The organism is Cylindrospermum stagnale PCC 7417 (genome assembly GCF_000317535.1).
Taxonomy (GTDB): Bacteria; Cyanobacteriota; Cyanobacteriia; order Cyanobacteriales; family Nostocaceae; genus Cylindrospermum; species Cylindrospermum stagnale.
Genome location: NC_019757.1, coordinates 6133199 through 6149095, shown reverse-complemented (window position 1 = coordinate 6149095; position 15897 = coordinate 6133199). Strand labels below are relative to the sequence as shown.

The window sequence follows — 15897 nt, the reverse complement described above, 5'->3', positions numbered from 1 at the left end:
GGGGTTCCCCCCGTTGTAGCAACTGGCACGACACAGAGAAAATACTAAGAAGCAATTGATTGGGCAGATGCAATAACGGCTTGTCCTAGTGATAATCCGCCGTCGTTACTAGGGACTAAGCTGTGTGTGAGTACGGTAATTTCTAATGTTTGTAGGCGTTTGGTAACTTGTTCTAATAAAATCCGATTTTGAAATACTCCTCCTGTTAAGATGATTTGATTAATCAGGTTTTCTTGGGAAAGTTTCTTAACTATCTCTACAATGGCATTGGCTAAACTTTTATGGAATTTTGCCGCTATGATTGCTTGAGGTGTTTGCTGCTGTAAGTCATTAAGCAAGGCTTGCCACATCGGGGCAGGGTCTATACAATAAATACTATCTAAAATGTCTAAGTTAAAAGGATAATTTAGCGTTTCTTCAACTTTATTTAAGCGGTTAACATCGACTAAGGCTTCCATTGCAATCGCTGCTTGTCCTTCATAGCTACATTCTTCTCGACAAATACCGATTGCTGCTGCTACTGCATCGAATAACCTCCCCACTGAGGAAGCTGGAGGTGAATTAATACTTTTTTCTATCAGTTGATTAAGTAGTTTTAGTGGTTTTTTTTCTAAAAATTTTAATATTTCTAAATTACTGTGTTTTTCTGTTAATTCTTCCCAATTAAACGCGGATATTAATTGGGCATAGGTATTCCGCCACGGCTGATAAATTGCTTGTTCTCCACCTATCATTGCTACTGGTTTAAATGTTGCTAGTCGCTGAAACTTCCGGTAATCAGCTAACAAAAATTCTCCGCCCCAAATTGTGCCATCTTCACCATAGCCTAATCCATCGAAAGCGATTCCTAAAACTGGGGCTGAATTTAAAGGAATACCGTTTTCTGCCATGCAGGCTGCTATGTGGGCGTGATGATGTTGAATAGAATAAAGTTTGATTTGATTGGCGGTTGCAAGTTCTTTACCAAGTTTGCTTGAAAGATATTCGGGGTGTTTATCTATGGCAATAATTTCTGGTTGATGTTCAAATAAGTTTAAGTATAATTTAAGTGTTTCTTCATAAGCATTGAAAGCCGCCGCATTTTCTAAATCTCCTAAATGTTGAGAAAGAATTGCTTCACCTTCTCGCAATAAACAAAAGGTATTTTTTAACTCACTACCCATTGCTAAAATTGGCGGTATATTTTCAAATCCTGGCGGTAAACTAATCGGTGCTGGTGCGTATCCTCTAGCGCGGCGAATTGTTTGCACTTTATCACCAACAACGCGCACTACTGAATCATCTACCCGGTTAACAATCTCCCGATTATGCAAGAGAAAATAATCCGCAATTTTATTTAACTTTTCTCGCGCTTCTTGATTATCAATACATTGCGGTTCATCAGCAATATTGCCACTGGTTAAAACTATCGGGCGATTCATCCGCCTGAGAATTAAATGATGTAAAGGCGTATAAGGTAGCATAAACCCAAGGGTATTTTGCCCTGGTGCAACGGATGCGGCAATTATAAAATTTTTCTGATCTAATCCCCGTAGAACAGGCGTCTCGCCTGTTCTTATCTTATCTAATAAAACAATCGGCGCAGCCGAACTAGCTAATAATTCTTTTTCCTTACTATTAACAGTACAATATTCTTGAATTACTTCTATATCTCTCGCCATTAAAGCAAAGGGTTTGTCATAACGCTTTTTCCGTTGACGCAGTTTTTGCACGGCTGTTTCTTGCGTCGCATCGCAAGCTAAATGAATCCCACTTAAACCCTTAATGGCGACGATTTCACCTTTTTGTAACAGAGTACAAACGGCATCAACATCATCTAACATAGAGAACATAGAAGCGGTAACAGTTTTACCATCAGCACGTTCTAACCAAGCTTGAGGTCCGCAAATATGACAGGCTATAGGTTGGGCATGAAAGCGGCGATTTTCTACATCATTATATGCTTTCTCGCATTCAGGACACATAGCAAAAGCTGCCATGCTGGTATTTTGTCTGTCGTAAGGAACGGCACGAATAATGCTTAGACGAGGGCCGCAATGAGTGCAGTTGGTAAAGGGGTAACGATAAAATCTACTAAAAGGATCAAAAATTTCTTGTTGACATTCTAGACAAGTGGCAGCATCAGGGGTAATTTCTGTTTTGATGGCGTTGCTAACACTATGAGAAATTACAAAATCATCAAAGTTGAATTCACCTGTATAGGGAATGCGCGTTAGTTGATTAATTTTGGCTAAAGGTGGGCATTCTTGTTTTAATCTGGTGACAAATTCTGTTAAGGCTGTCTCACTCCCAGATACCCGAATTAAAACTCCTTGTCCATCATTACAAACGTCTCCATACAACCCGCAAGCTTTAGCGAGACGATAGACGGTGGGGCGAAAGCCTACTCCTTGAACTGTGCCGCGAACTCTAATTTGTTCTATTGCCATATAGCAGTTTTATCTGAGTTATGAAAATCATTTTTATAACCATAGATTTTTTGATGCGTCAGGGGACGCATCCTACCCATACATAGCTTTTTTCGTCAAGGCGTAAGTCATAAAATCATTTAGTAGGGTTGCTATGGTTAAATTTGCAAATCAAAATTCGATTGTTTCCAGAATCAGCTATTACCGCTGTTTCTCCACAAATTTTGATGCCATAACACCAATTTAAACTTTCTCGCGTTGGTAGCCCAAAGTGACGATTTTCATTCTTACTTTGAAAATCCTTTTGTCCAACGATAGCATCTGCTACTTTACATTGTAGTGATAAAATCGATTCTGGTTTTTTCCATCCTAGCAAGCGCGAGTTAGCTGTATCTGCAACTACCAACCAATCATCTGTAACTCCTACACCATAAGGCATACTCAAACTGCTAGCGTTGGGGTAGTAGCCTCCTTGATTCATTTCTACAACATCAAAGTTTTTTTGTCCCAAAACTACTGCACAAGGGGCGTTATTTTCTGTCGGCATTCCTTGCCAAATCATCACGCGGTGATTACCGGCATCGGTGACAACGAGATTTTCTCCCCAAAAGGCAATATCATGACACCAACGCATACTCGCTGCTGAGGCAGAATTGCCGCCGTTTTCATTGCGAGATACCATGTCTGGTTGTCCCAAAACTAAATCAGCAGGTTGACCGTTTTCTGTTGGTAATTGCTGCCAAATCAACACCCGGCGATTTCCTGTATCAGCAACAAATAGCCGTCCTTGATGATAGAAAACTCCATAAGGCCAGTGCATTGTATTGGCAGATGCTTGTTGAGTTCCCCGGTTTGGTTCGTTCTCAATAAAATTAGCTTGTCCTAATACTAAATCTGCGGGAACATTACTATCTTCTGGTAAGTTTTTCCAAATTAAAATCCGATGATTCCAAGCATCTGCCACTGCTAATCCTGTTCCACAAGCACAAATTCCTGTGGGTACACTCAAGGTTGTTCTTCCCGGTGTGCTTTTAGCATTTTGTCCTTCAGAATTAAAGTCAGGTTGTCCAATTACCCAATCAGCAGGTTGACTATCTGTGGTGGGTAAATTTCGCCATCCTAATAAGCGATGATGTCCCGTATCTGACACCCACAATGGCCCAGATTCAGATAGCAAACAAGCACCACGGGGGCCAAACATTGTTGTGGAACTTGGTAATATGGGTATGGCTAATTGTTCGGGTTCAATAATATTGCCTAAAATCACCTCTGCACCTTGAGGTGAGAGGGGAAAATTTGGGGAAGCTTCTCTAAATTGTTGCTGCAATTTTGGTGTGGAATTAATTTTGATAAAGGTGTATAGCAATCCTAAATAAATCGTGAAAATTTCTCTTTCTTTATTCTCTCTGTGTCCTCTGCGCCTCTGCGGTTGGTTAAAAAAATATTTTCATAAAGCGGTTCTCGTTTGGATGCAATAAACACTGACCTCTCCCCTACCCCTCCCCTACAAGGAGAGGGGAAATAGTCTCTACATTCGCAGAGAAGGGGGTGAGATTTCTGGTGTTTTAATTGATTTGACTAAGAACTGCTATATTACCCGCAGTTGAGTTAGATTATTGTTGCATTTGTACAAAAACGTTATCACCTTTAATTCGTACCTGATATGATTGGAGAGAAACGTCAGGGGCGGTTACACATTCGCCAGTTTCTAACTTATACTGGAATCCGTGGGAGGGACAGGTAAGAATTGCGTTTTCTACCTTACCCGCATCTAGGGGATAACCTAAATGAATACAGGCATTATAGTAACAGGTAATGTTTTCACCTTGACGGTGTAAAATCAGGGATTTATCAGCAATTTGTACTGCTAATACGCTAGATTCGGTAATTTGCTCAACGGTAGCCACTTTCACCCAATAGGTTGCTTTCGTTGGGGCAAATGGACTTGTTAAATTAGCATTGCTTTGATTAACAGTAGGGCTATTATTGACCGCAATTACTTTGGTAATTTCTGGACAATGATTTTTAATTGCTTGTTCAATTCCTTGAGATAAAGTTAAGGTAGAAGCTGGACAACTACTGCAAGTGCCGATTAATCTAACTTCGACCGTATCAGGTGGTTTAATAGCTACTATTTCTACATCCCCATGATGGCTTTGTAAGCCGGGGCGGACTTCTGCGAGGGCTGTTTGAATACGTTCTATCAGGGGTGGTTTTGGTGGTTTGACTAATTCGTGATAAAGCAGGACTGCATATACTAATTCATCAGTTACAGCATGACGCAAAGCTGACATTGATTCTTGCTTGAGGCTTTTAATCAAACGCGTCAAGGCTGCTTTGTGTAAGGCTTCAATTGCTCGTTTTAGTCCGACAACTACACAACGCTGGCTTTCATCCCATTCGGATACAATTGCCTCAAAGCGATTTATTTCTTGAACTAATTCTTCTAATGTAGCTGTGTGTTGAATGAGGTTCACCATTAGTTATTAATCAAACTTGAATGTTGGCGATGAATAGACTTATTGCAAAAATAAATTTTTATTATTTAAAACCTCAGATAAACAGTGATGTGGAAGAGTGTTCCATAAAAACATCCCAAACATTTGTAGAACAGGCGTCTCGCCTGTTTAGAGAAGGCAAGATGCCCCACGGGATGAATTTATTTGATTTTGTGGATTACTCTCGTATTTTTCTGTGGGTGAGCAAAAAGAAGATCCCCCCAACCCCCCTTAGAAAGGGGGGCTTAATTTTTTATTAAAAAGGGGGCAAGCTGTGGGGAAGTGAGTTTTAACTGAGAAGTATTGCACCAATAAACACTGATAATTTATCTGTGTTTATCTGTGGTTTTATTTTCATGAAATTGAATGAATGCAAATTGAATACAACCGTTAAACACTCAACTCACTACTTATTTCATTTTGAAATCCTTGAGGAGAAAAGGCATAGCTGCACCTGTGACTAAGCTAGATACTGTGATTGGTATCCATAAGGGAATTGGCGCTTGTGCTAGTGAGACTAATAGTAGGGAACCTATGCTAAAACCAATGGCGGTTTGACGGACAAAATATAAGGGGTCGCGTAGTAGCTTTCCTTTAAGAAATAACTTCGCGGAGAACCACCCAATTTCTAACATGATTCCTCCTAGAAATTTGTCAATAAATTTAGCACAGTTAGCCCAAATATAACGGCGGGAATAACGCCAGCGGGAGCAAATAAGCTCCCAAGCATGGCGGCGAATTGATAACCTATATCTTTGCCAGCTAATAGCATTCCGCCAATAGCGCCACCAATCATTGATAAGGCTATGGCTATAACTACCCATGCACATTCTGTGGCTAGGTTCAGTTCACCAGATGCTAAAGTTGTGAGAAAATCTTTTAATTCCAAGCTGGTCAAAATCTGGCTCATTTTGGATGATACTCCCCATCTAGTCTAAAGTAAGCAATTATGGCTGCTACTTACCGTTACCAATGAGCTATTTCTGCCTCAATTTCTTGCAAAGCTTGGGCGACAACTTCTGCTTGTTTTATCTGTTGCTGTTGGGTGAAGATTTCCCTGGCTTGTTGACAGTAAGTACGGGCTTGCAAGAGATTTTGCAGATTACCAGCTTCTGGTTTTTCTGGGTCGTCGGGTAAGTTGAATAAGGCGTTGGCTTTGTTAGAAATTGTGTTAGCGTATTCTAGGGGTGTATCTTTGGGGTTACGCACTTTCAGGGCTTCGTCATAAGCAGCGATCGCACGCAGGTTGTTTTCTAGGGGATGGGAACTCACTAGATATTGCAATGCATTACCCAGGTTGTTCTGCAACATCGCATATTCTCTGGGGTGATCAATCAGCTGTATATGCTTCAGGGCTACTTCAAATGACTGCACAGCTAACCCTTGACGCAAGTATTCCCGTTCTGATGCTAGGGGCATGGACAGGTAGGCGATCGCAATATTGTTGTACAAAATCGCGTATTCCTGGGGGTAATCTTGCCAGGTAAACACCCGCAAAGCCTCATGATACGCTTGGATGCTGTCTACAATCCGCGCCAAATTGAACTGTACCAACGACTGTAACACCAACCCCATATTCATCTGGGCTTCTGCTACTTCCACAGGCGTTGCTAACTGTTGTAAAATCGGCAACGCTTCCTCATAACCAATTTTCGCTTGCAGCAGCAGTTGCGGCCCGTTATCGGGAATCGTCTGTAATGTCCCCGCCATCCCCGCCTGGGCGCGGGCTTTTAGCAAGGGATATTCATCACCACACATTTCATAGGCCCGGTAAAACAAGGAAACTGCGTTCCGCAAGTCTTGGGCGGTTTCTGGCTTTTTTTGAAAGCCTTGGCCCATCTCGATCAGCATCTGGATTTTTTCTGCTGTCGTTGCTGACTCCGATGCGATCGCGGCCACAGCAGCCTTGACGCCTGAATCTGTAATGCTAGGGGTCATAATTAGCGGCCGGTTGGGGAATCGAGTCTGTCAACGCCCACAAGTCAGGGCGATAGATAGCAAACCGATTTACGCAGATTTTGAGTTTCCTCTTAATTCCCCAATCTCAAATCTTCCCATCTTTTTTTTAATTCCCTAAGGAAATAAAATCCGGGAAGCCACAGTTTTAATCACCAGGCATTTTTACCAGAGGTCTAATAAATGCTCCTTGGATTTGATGAATCAAGTTTTATAACTATACGGCACTCTATCTAAAAATATCTAGAGGGAAAATACCAATATTAAAGATAGTTTAAAGTTATTTAAAACTTTATGAAAAGTTCTTTGTATCAACGCCCAACAAAATTAACAAGATCCCCGACTTCTTAGAGAAGTCGGGGATCTGCAATTCATACTTTTTGAGAAAAGTCTGCTATTAACTTAACTTTTATATAAAATTATTAATTAAAAATGAATGTAATTGAGTGATTATAAATTCTTGATTAATAAGAATCAAGTGAATCAAAAAATACGTTATTTTAAAATAATAAATATTGATAGACGGGTGAGACTCTACAAGCCTGAATCACCTAGATCATGCATGGTAAACAATACAAAAACACTTAGCCGATGACTAATGTACTATGGCTACAAGGTGGTGCTTGTTCTGGTAACACCATGTCATTTCTTAACGCCGAAGAACCGACAGTTTGTGATTTGATTGCCGACTTTGGCATTAATTTACTTTGGCATCCTTCTTTGGGGCTGGAACTGGGCGCAAATTTGCAAAAACTTTTGTGGGATTGCGTTGAAGGTAAAACTCCTTTGGATATTTTGGTATTTGAAGGCAGCGTGATTAATGCCCCCAACGGCACCGGCGAGTGGAATCGGTTTGCCGATCGCGCCATGAAAGATTGGTTAACAGATTTAGCCGCTTCAGCTAAATTCATTGTGGCTGTAGGTGACTGTGCCACCTGGGGCGGAATTCCCGCCATGTCACCCAACCCCAGCGAGTCACAGGGTTTGCAATTTCTCAAGCGTCAGGAAGGCGGTTTTTTAGGCAGAGATTTTTTGACACAATCTGGCTTACCTGTGATTAACATTCCCGGTTGTCCGGCGCATCCTGACTGGATTACACAGATATTAGTGGCGATCGCAACTGGACGCATCGCCGACATCGCCCTAGACGACCTCCATCGCCCCCAAACCTTCTTTAACACATATACCCAAACAGGCTGCACCCGCAACGTTCACTTCGCCTACAAAGCATCAACCGCCGAATTTGGTCAACGCAAAGGTTGTCTATTTTATGACTTGGGTTGTCGCGGCCCCATGACTCATTCCTCTTGCAACCGCATTTTGTGGAACCGCGTTTCTTCCAAAACCCGCGCCGGCATGCCTTGTTTAGGTTGCACAGAACCAGAATTTCCCTTCTTTGACCTGAAACCAGGAACCGTATTTAAAACCCAAACGGTGATGGGTGTTCCTAAAGAATTACCACCAGGGGTGAACAAAAAAGATTACGCCGTCTTGACAGTTGTTGCTAAAGATGCCGCCCCAGCATGGGCAGACGAAGACTTTTTCACCGTGTAAGGCATCATTTGTATTTGTAGGGCGGGCGTCTCGCCTGCCATTTTACAAATAATTCATTAATTTTCACCAATCACTTAATTATGTACAGGCGAGACGCCTGTTCTACGAGTGATTCATTAATTTCTCTCATCACTTAATTATGTACAGGCGGGACGCCTGTTCTACATTATGTACAGGCGAGACGCCTGTTCTACATTATGTACAGGCGAGACGCCTGTTCTACGAGTGATTAATCAACTTTTCACCAAACACCAAAAAACATGGCAATTGAAACATTAGATATTTCACCGGTGGGAAGAGTTGAGGGCGATTTAGATGTGCGAGTCGATATTGAAAATGGGCGAGTAGTGAACGCCTGGACTCATGCCGAACTCTTTCGCGGATTTGAAGTGATTTTGCGCGGCAAAGATCCCCAAGCCGGATTAATTGTTACCCCGCGAATTTGCGGAATTTGTGGTGGTTCTCACTTAACTTGTGCATCTTGGGCATTAGATACAGCTTGGGAAAGTGAAGTTCCCCGCAATGCAATTTTAGCTAGGAATTTAGGTCAAATAGTCGAAACCATTCAAAGCATTCCCCGCTACTTTTATGGTTTATTTGCCATTGACTTAACCCATAAAAATTACCGTCGTAGCCGCTTTTATGAAGAAGCCGTTCGCCGCTTTGCTGCCTACACTGGCAAATCTTACGAACTCGGAATTACAATTTCTGCCAAACCTGTAGAAATTTACGCCCTTTTAGGCGGACAATGGCCTCACAGCAGTTATATGGCAATAAATTGGGGAATTGCTTATATAGTAGGGATTTACAAGGATAGGTTGAATGATTCCCTGGCTTTTCCTTAAATTACGCGATAAACCTATGGTTAGCTACGTTAAAAGCGGAGATAGCAAGCAGTAAATCCATTTATTTTCCGATACTAAAAGTTATTTGGTTTTCTCAAACGTTACCTAATTTTTCCCTAATGCTTCAGAAAAGGGACTAAATGAATCATAAAGTCGCGCTTACCTACTGTTGCTCCTGCCATACGCAGGATATTGTACGCCGTTGTTATGTGGAAATAAAAGTTGGGTATGAGAAAATCATCTACATACGAAAGTCCAGATAATTCTGCATATAGCCCTTGCCCAAGATCGAGCCGATTGATTTCTGACAGCTTAGAATCAGCAACATTGATACTTGCCAACAATTCCTTAGTTGATGAAATGTGACCACGCGCCTCAACAAGAGATGCGACATTGGGGTTCAAATTGTTTGCCGGCAATCCTCCGCACCACAATGCAAAGTTACGAGGCTGATTGCAAACAAACGCTATTTGTGTGCCGAAAGGAAACATATCGGGCGCGATGCGACGCTGCAATAGAGACTCTACATCGTCTGCGAAATGACTCTCTGCTACCTCTAACAGATGACTCAATGTATCGAGCCTAGAACTGAAGATATTTTGTAGTGCTATGATTTTCTGATTTTCCATACAATTTCAAATTTCAGTAACACAACTTTCATAATATCAGGACTTCCGCCAACAAAATTTGTCATTGCATAGACGAGTGATGGCTTCTCTTTGAGTCCAAAACGCAGTCTAGGGAAGCAATCCCAATATTTTGGACAATTATTTTCCCATCCCCGGAAATGAGGTAAAACCAAGATTAGCGAACTGACAAGTCAGCGCTGGCGCGATCGCAGCGATGCCTACGGCGATCGCAGTTAATCGCAGTTAAGGAAGTTCAAATCAATTATTTAAGTATAATTATTTTCTTGCTATTGAAGTATAAAGCCGTGTTTTTCTCAATATAAATACGCAAATAGCAATATTTGAGTTTAAATAAGTACAAGTCTGTTTATGTATAGAAGTATTGATTTATTTGGATATTGAGCGATGGTCGAAGACCGGGCTTTACCCATCGCTTTTCACCCACCGCAAGTAACCTCTCAGATTCACCGACCAACCTGATACAGTCGGTGTGCAACGGGATTGTTAGAGATCGCTTATGGTTTTTTCAAACGCTCCGGCACTATGTCAATCTCCGTTACCGAATAAGGTTTACCATTCAAGCACTTACGCAATTCATCCTTTACCTTTAGCCCACTATGCCACATGGTCTTAGCAACAGACTTACCATCTATTTTTACATCAAAGTTCTGGACATCTTCTATCCCCGCTAAAGCTGCATCAATTGACGGCACAGCAAAAGCAATCACCCCAAATGGCATATTTGGCATTGTGTAATTGAACGCCTTGACAGTAGCAGGGGGGTCATTGTTTTGAATCAAAGTAACCGTGATTGTTTGTATCGTTTTAGGTCTAGGAATTCTTTCGGCTGCAAATGTAAGAAGAGCAAACTTTTCGTTGCCACTTGGCGCCAACAAATTGATCATTACTGGGGCGTCTTTAGCTTCTGGGTCCATTGATGCCTTGAAAAAGGATGCAACACAAGAGCCACCTGATTTTACCCCCTCTAACCTTGAAGTAGGAAAAAGCCTCCAACTGCCCGATAGATATTTCAGATACTTTGGATCTTGCAATAATTCAAGTTGTTGTTGCAAATTGATCATGGCAGAAGCGGCTTGAAACTGTAGAGCCGCAAACTTAGGGTCGTAATAACGAGAACTATCACTCCCTCGATCTTCTGGCTCCTCTTGATAATTCGGGTCGCTCTCACAAAGGAGAACAGATGCGACACCATGCCCACCTTGGGTTCTGCCAACCACTCTCTCTCCAGGCCCAGCGCCACCGCAAGTATATTCAGCTTTTGCTTTCGGTGCAAGGAAAGTCATGAGGACGACAAGAGAAAAACTAACTGATAAACCTTTACAGAACAAGTCTTTAGATAAATTCATCTTGGAAATTTCAAGCTGAGGTTAATGTGAATTTTTTAAACCGAGTTCTTTTATAACGGTTGAATTGAGCAGCTAGGCGTTAGCGTAGCTTACCGCAGGTATCGCTTCCAACTCAAAACTAAAATATCATATTTGTCTAGTCCAATGATTTGTTATAACCCTTCTGAATGGGGCTGGAAGTCTAGTCTGGTGGTAAACTTATTTTGCCATTATTATATTTATCCCACAATTCAAATCCCATTTTGAACCTTTGTTTAGATGTATCCATATATGCTTGGACTTCAGACTTCAACAACTTTTTCATCACAGGTTGCTTTGATAAATTTAACAGTTCCTTTAATTCATCTTCCGAAAAATCGGCTTCCAGTTTTGCTGCATAGGCATCTTTGAAGTGTCTCCACCCAATTTCTCGTACAAACATCTTCCTAAACCTTGTATAAAGCTTAAAATCATCGCCCTTACCAATTAGCGTGCCTATCAAGTGGTCGAAATGGGTATCGTATCTTTTTGCGATTCCTATCTCTAGTAGTACCTCGGTTGCTAATTTATACTTGGAGGTTTCTCTAGCAAATGTTTTGGATTGGTATTCAACTAAAGGGAGTTGTTGAGAATTCGCTACATATACCGTGAAGAAGGTAAAGCAGACGACCAGTAACAATCCGACGAGAAACCTTGAAAATTGTAACTTTACTTTTAACATCGGAATTTAAGTACCTAAAGTTCAATATACAATAATATCCACCTAATTATACAGAATTTTCCAGATAAATACTTAAATGTTAAACCGTATTATTACTTATGTTAAAACGGGTATGACTTTAATTTGTCACCAATGATCATACTAAGAAGATTAGCGAACTGACAAGTCAGCGCTCTTAAAAAGCTTAAACCAGAACTCCTGCCATCTCCCTAATTCGATTTACCCAGGTTTGAGACAAATTTGAAATTTCCAGACGACTAGAATCACTTGCCCAAGTTGACCACCAATGAATATGCCATCGAGACAATTGACGTTGCATTTGAGCCAGTTCAAAGGCACTGTCCACATCTAAATCAATCGCTGTCAGTTCTAAAAATACTTTACTTTCTCTAACAATCCCAAGTACCGCTTCCCCATTAACGCCATCCAAACTGAGAGATGCCATTTGCAGAAAGTTCTGTGCCAATCGTTCAAGACGTACAGAAAGGCGATCGCACCGAAAGGCAATTTGTTCTACAGTCCAGTTATTCATAAGCCTCCTAATAACTTGTGGATGATTTGTTTGACCTGTTCCCTAATTGCTGGATCTAAAATCTCCATCGCTCTATTTTGACGCGGACGGAGATTTACCATTGATTCATAAAAAATTTCTTGAGAAATAGGATTCCAACTCGCACCCCAAATATCCTGCTGTTGACTTCCATTTTCAAGTAAAATAGTTTCGCAGTCCGAGTGCATTTCACCTCCACCTGCCAAAATTTGATGACGTATATCTACGGCTGTTTTAATATAAAAACGATTGGCTTGAAGCATCTCGTTGATTTGGCTAGGTGTTGCAGGTTCTTGTAAAATATGAATTATCAAGGGTAAAATACGAATCAATTTATTAAATTAGTCTCTCATATTACCTTAAACAAGTAGTTTTTATAGTTTTTAGAGAGGTCTGTTTCAGCTTCTATGCAACCGATAAAGTCTGACCAGTCTTGCGAGGAATTTTCTGAAGATTCGGGTTGATTCAAAAGGTAGCGTTTTTTCAGGACTTCTACGAGTTCCACTATGATTAGTTGTGCATCGGGAGGAAGAGACGCAATATCTTGTTGAATTGTATCTAAGTTCATGATCTCATCTTGCTCTTTCCCTGATTATAGTTTATCAAAAAAGCGTATCGCACAAATAATAAGCATCAAAAAAGTACATTAATGAAATGTAATGCACCCTACAAGATTAGCGAACTGACAAGTCAGCGCTTGCGCTATCGCTTTTCTCAAAGATGTTTAACGGTGCGCGAGCGGTTGCAACGTCAGGTTGAGTGACTGGTTATACCGCAACCCATTTATTTTAGAAACCTTTTTATTTCTTCTTTCGTTAACCAAGGTCTTGTGCGATGTATCATCTTATGACAATTAGAACATACCAAAATTAAGTCTTCTAATTTCGTTTCTGTTGCTTCAGTCAATTCCGAAATAGGAAAAATGTGATGGGCTTCTATAAATTTGTCTCCAAGTTCCCCATACCGTTCCTTAAAAGAGAATTTGCATATCTCACAAGGCAGATTTGGGTTTACTGATAACGCTTCTTGCTTTTTTCTAGCGACAAGTTTTTGATTTCTCTCTTTTGACTTGTGAACGCTATACTTCTCCTTCCCTTCAGAGAAAACTTCTTCTTCATCTAAATCTTTAAATCTTTCAATAACTTCCAAAGAAATCGTTTCCTCAATTGTTGTGTCGATTGTCCAATGGTAGTCACCCGATAATATCCAATTAAATACTTTTCTAGGCTTTGAAGTGTCCTTTGTAGGAATATCAAATTTTTTTATTTTAAGATACTCTACAACATCAACCGCTTTTCGTGAACAATTGTCTTGTTTAACAATATATTTTCTCTTGACAGTATCGACAGTAACACTAATTTCCGAATTTTCAATTTGACGTTTGAATGTATACAAAATATTTTTAGGCAAAATAACCTTGGGAGTATCAAAATCAAGATCAAGTATCTGTTTAAAAGCAAGAGATGTTAATTTGTAATTGCCTTTTCTAATGCCAGTCCAGTTTGATGAATCTTTTTCAATGAATCCTTGCAAGTTTTCTTCCGGTGCGTCTTTGATATGAGATTGCACGAAAGCAAACAAAGAAAACCTATGAATTGATTCGTTTTCTTTAAGCCCATATGCCCAAGCCGCTATAAGCAATGACTTTTCAGTCGAAATACTTAATGACTCTTCAGTCGAAATACTTACCGATTCTGGTTTCTGTCCCGAAGTTTGAATTTTAATCATCAGATTTTGAGTGTACGCACGTTGCGGTATAACGGCTGAATTGAGCGGCAAGCGATCACCCCTAATTCAAACCCAAAATATCATATTTGTTCGCTCCAATAATTTGTTATACACTGATAGCTTGACAATTATTTATGCTACCGGAGCGGAAAAGCTGTCCGTAGTCCTCTGGATTGCTAAACATTTTCCGAGAATTTCAACTTTTCAACTTCCAATTTCAACCTTTCATTCTCCGTCCGTAGCGCCAATATTTCATTTTTCTGTAACTCAATTAATGACTTTTGACTAATTACCTCACCAAAGGCTTTTTTCCGGTTTTCAATCCCAAACCATCTTTGATAGGTTTTTGTGTGTTCATCAACAGTATGACCTAAATTGTCTGCTGCGGCTTTGATGGGTATTCCTTGAAGATGCGCTCGAATCGCGCAAGCATGACGCAAATCGTAGGGTTGAAACTCAATTCCCACCTTTCTAAACCATCTGGATATATCTCTCCGCATCCAATTAATATTTTGCACAGATGCAATTTTTGTCACCTTTTTTTCTAAAATCTTTAATGGTTTGGGATTTTGTAAATCAAATAATTCTATCCATTCAGGAACAAAAGGGATAACTTCTCGATATCCAGTTTTGGTATTTTTATTGACCTTCCAAGTATGATCTATATTTTGGGGAGACATCCACCAATTAATATCTGGTTCCACAAATAATTCCCTTGGTCTTAACCCAAAAGTCGCCAACATTCCATATACCCAACGCCACATTTCCCAGGTGTCTATTTCATCAGTGATATTTGTATTTTTGCGATTGAGGGCGAATTTTTCAAAGAGGTCAAAAGCAGATATTATTTTATCATTGTCAGGTATTTCTCGATGAGCAGGAGTGACATGATCCCGCGTCACATCAAGTATAAATCCCAACTGAAAAGTTTTAATAAAAACAGAAGTTACCGCAATTAATTCATTTTTTTTATTTCCCTGAAATGAATTAATAATTTCTTCAAGATGATTTTTTGTTGCTAAAGTTGTTGAAGGAAAGTTTCTTTTAATAACAGATATATAGTTAGCAAAAGTATTTTGACTGGTTATGGTTTTCTGGCGGGTTTGATAATATTTTTCATCAAATGTATCTAATAATTCACCAATATTTTTTATCTCTTGCTTCTCTCTAGACTTAATTCCTAAATACTTCTCATTCCACTCGAAGGTATGACGAGCAATTAATTTACCCAACTCGTAACTTTCCTCGATGGCGGTTTTCAGTCCTTCTAAATTTGCTGGTATCCCTAGAGACAAATCATATTGCTTTTTTTCCTTACCCAAACTGCAATCGCCTGGTTTTAACGGTAGGGTAGCCCTTAACTGGAGAGAATTGCCAGTTTGTTTAATAGTAACTCTAATTCTATCCCTTTTTAAATTAGTATTAGCTTCGACAAACTTCTGCTGAAAAACTTCTTGATACTGTAATTCTGTTGCTTTTATTTTCGCCATTGTTCCTCTATAGCTACCGTCTGTAGTGTTCTGCGGCTCAAAATCTGCAAACATATCTGCGAACCAGTCGGTTGAGTCTGCATTTGCATATTCATCTGTAGATGTGGAATATGTCCCCTCGCAATTACCCTGGTTTTGATTTTGTCCGCTCATTCCCTAAATATTCCCTTAT

15 protein-coding genes and 1 pseudogene are annotated in these 15897 nt (G+C 40.2%); 2 read left to right on the top strand and 14 right to left on the bottom strand.

The features are described from left to right. Nucleotides 1-44: 44 nt before the first annotated feature. From hypF to CYLST_RS25975, 6 genes are all read right to left on the bottom strand, one after another. Nucleotides 45-2429, bottom strand: a complete 2385-nt coding sequence (gene hypF, locus CYLST_RS26005) for a carbamoyltransferase HypF (protein ID WP_015210718.1) — start codon at nt 2427-2429, stop codon at nt 45-47. A gap of 115 nt (nt 2430-2544) precedes the next feature. Beyond that, complete coding sequence (locus CYLST_RS26000) at nt 2545-3735, bottom strand: NHL repeat-containing protein (protein ID WP_041233913.1); 1191 nt, start codon at nt 3733-3735, stop codon at nt 2545-2547. Nucleotides 3736-4021: 286 nt separating this feature from the next. Continuing rightward, nucleotides 4022-4888 (bottom strand): NifU family protein, encoded by an 867-nt coding sequence (locus CYLST_RS25995; RefSeq protein ID WP_015210716.1) that lies wholly within the window; start codon nt 4886-4888, stop codon nt 4022-4024. 428 nt (nt 4889-5316) lie between these two features. Then, nucleotides 5317-5541 (bottom strand): hypothetical protein, encoded by a 225-nt coding sequence (locus CYLST_RS25985; RefSeq protein ID WP_015210714.1) that lies wholly within the window; start codon nt 5539-5541, stop codon nt 5317-5319. Between the two features lie 8 nt (nt 5542-5549). Then, the gene (locus CYLST_RS25980; RefSeq protein WP_015210713.1) at nt 5550-5816 is read right to left on the bottom strand and encodes an asr0689 family protein; all 267 of its coding nucleotides are present in this window, start codon (nt 5814-5816) and stop codon (nt 5550-5552) included. Between the two features lie 56 nt (nt 5817-5872). Next, nucleotides 5873-6844, bottom strand: coding sequence for a tetratricopeptide repeat protein (locus CYLST_RS25975; RefSeq protein ID WP_015210712.1), 972 nt, complete (start codon nt 6842-6844; stop codon nt 5873-5875). A gap of 609 nt (nt 6845-7453) precedes the next feature. Between CYLST_RS25975 and CYLST_RS25970 the strand changes: the two genes are divergently transcribed. Both CYLST_RS25970 and CYLST_RS25965 read left to right on the top strand, forming a co-directional pair. Beyond that, nucleotides 7454-8416, top strand: coding sequence for a hydrogenase small subunit (locus tag CYLST_RS25970; RefSeq protein ID WP_015210711.1), 963 nt, complete (start codon nt 7454-7456; stop codon nt 8414-8416). A gap of 260 nt (nt 8417-8676) precedes the next feature. After that, nucleotides 8677-9186 (top strand): annotated as a pseudogene (locus CYLST_RS25965) (nickel-dependent hydrogenase large subunit); the annotation flags it as partial. 191 nt (nt 9187-9377) lie between these two features. On the opposite strand, the gene CYLST_RS25960 reads toward CYLST_RS25965, so the two are convergent. From CYLST_RS25960 to CYLST_RS25925, 8 genes are all read right to left on the bottom strand, one after another. After that, complete coding sequence (locus CYLST_RS25960; RefSeq protein ID WP_015210710.1) at nt 9378-9890, bottom strand: DUF1993 domain-containing protein; 513 nt, start codon at nt 9888-9890, stop codon at nt 9378-9380. 515 nt (nt 9891-10405) lie between these two features. Beyond that, nucleotides 10406-11257, bottom strand: a complete 852-nt coding sequence (locus tag CYLST_RS25955) for a hypothetical protein (protein ID WP_015210709.1) — start codon at nt 11255-11257, stop codon at nt 10406-10408. A gap of 181 nt (nt 11258-11438) precedes the next feature. Then, nucleotides 11439-11957 (bottom strand): DUF2059 domain-containing protein, encoded by a 519-nt coding sequence (locus CYLST_RS25950; RefSeq protein WP_015210708.1) that lies wholly within the window; start codon nt 11955-11957, stop codon nt 11439-11441. Between the two features lie 184 nt (nt 11958-12141). Further along, complete coding sequence (locus CYLST_RS25945; RefSeq protein WP_015210707.1) at nt 12142-12489, bottom strand: hypothetical protein; 348 nt, start codon at nt 12487-12489, stop codon at nt 12142-12144. Then, nucleotides 12486-12830: a DUF5674 family protein gene (locus CYLST_RS25940; protein WP_281172834.1), complete on the bottom strand. Its 345-nt coding sequence runs from the start codon at nt 12828-12830 to the stop codon at nt 12486-12488. Before CYLST_RS25940 ends, CYLST_RS25945 begins: the two co-directional genes overlap by 4 nt. A gap of 26 nt (nt 12831-12856) precedes the next feature. Continuing rightward, entirely contained in the window at nt 12857-13075 is a 219-nt protein-coding gene (locus CYLST_RS25935) for a hypothetical protein (protein WP_015210705.1), read from the bottom strand. A gap of 215 nt (nt 13076-13290) precedes the next feature. After that, on the bottom strand, nt 13291-14235 hold the full coding sequence (locus tag CYLST_RS33735) for an HNH endonuclease (RefSeq protein ID WP_051056155.1): 945 nt from the start codon (nt 14233-14235) through the stop codon (nt 13291-13293). A 176-nt stretch (nt 14236-14411) separates the two neighbouring features. Continuing rightward, nucleotides 14412-15878, bottom strand: coding sequence for a site-specific integrase (locus tag CYLST_RS25925; RefSeq protein ID WP_015210703.1), 1467 nt, complete (start codon nt 15876-15878; stop codon nt 14412-14414). Between the last annotated feature and the right edge of the window lie 19 nt (nt 15879-15897).